The organism is Pseudomonas sp. R62 (genome assembly GCF_000257605.1).
GTDB lineage: Bacteria > Pseudomonadota > Gammaproteobacteria > Pseudomonadales > Pseudomonadaceae > Aquipseudomonas > Aquipseudomonas atacamensis.
Map to the genome: position 1 here is coordinate 1 of NZ_AHZM01000898.1, position 970 is coordinate 970.

Here is a 970-nt window from a genome sequence, read left to right on the forward strand (position 1 = left end):
CGCGCCAGCGCATTGCTCAACACAAGAATCAGTGAGTGCTTAAGGTGGGTTAGTCCTTCTGGTCCCGCAGCACATTGCCGGAAGCGCCATCAATGCGGAATTCGTAAACAGTGCCGTCGGCCTTGCGCCCTTCGCCTTCCCAGTAGCCGTCATTGTCGGCGCCGATCTCATAGACCTCGACATAACCGGCCTTGGTCTTGGCGACCTCGATGGCTTTTTCGATGGTGATCCAGCCTGCGCCTGGCTTGTCCGCCAGGGCGGCACCGGCGCTGAGCAGACCGGCAGTGGCAATCAGGGCTGCGAATGTCTTTTTGATCATTTTTTCACTCCATTTATGGATAGTAGGCAGTTGCTTCCTGTTTTTTTGGGCGCCACAGGGAAAAATAAGTTCCACGTTGATGGGTAAATGCCATGACGGATGTTCTCGGCAGCCTGCCGGCGAGGTTAGAATGAGCGAAATCAGGACGAGTCAATGACCCAAGACACTCTCTCGGAAGCCGAATACGATGCGATCACCGATGCCGCCGCGCACTGGTGCATGCGTCTGCACGCCGCTGACTGCACGGACGAGGAGCGTCGCGCATTTGAAGCCTGGCACGAAGCCCATCCGCTGCACGCCTTTGAATACGAAGCCATGCAGGAAATCTGGGAAGTCGCCGGAGACCTGCCTCGAACCGAACCCGAGGCGCTCGCCGCGCAGCGCAAACCCTTGCGTTCGTGGCGAGCGCCTCGGGTTCGGTTCGAGGCAGGTCTCCGGCGCCTGCGCTATCGGCTTGCCGCTCGCGGCCTACAGCGGCTGGAGTCTGGGCTGGGTGCCCAACAGTTATCAGCATTACGCCGCCACCGACAGTGTGCGTCAGATCACTCTGAGTGACGGCAGCCAGCTGGAACTCAACCTGAACACCGACCTGACGTTCAGCAATTACAAGAATGAACGTCGCGCCACTCTGAACAAGGGCGAGGCGTTTTT

General features: G+C 58.8%; 1 protein-coding gene and 1 pseudogene. One reads left to right on the forward strand and one right to left on the reverse strand.

From position 1 onward, the window contains the following. Nucleotides 1-49 precede the first annotated feature (49 nt). Nucleotides 50-319 (reverse strand): PepSY domain-containing protein, encoded by a 270-nt coding sequence (locus OQK_RS00965; RefSeq protein ID WP_016770715.1) that lies wholly within the window; start codon nucleotides 317-319, stop codon nucleotides 50-52. 153 nt (nucleotides 320-472) lie between these two features. On the opposite strand from OQK_RS00965, the pseudogene OQK_RS00970 reads away from it, so the two are divergent. Then, nucleotides 473-970: pseudogene (locus OQK_RS00970) on the forward strand (DUF4880 domain-containing protein); the annotation flags it as partial.

Coding starts and splice junctions, on each gene's coding strand:
- OQK_RS00965 (WP_016770715.1), bottom strand. CDS start 319: ATGATCAAAAAGACATTCGCAGCCCTGATTGCCACTGCCGGTCTGCTC.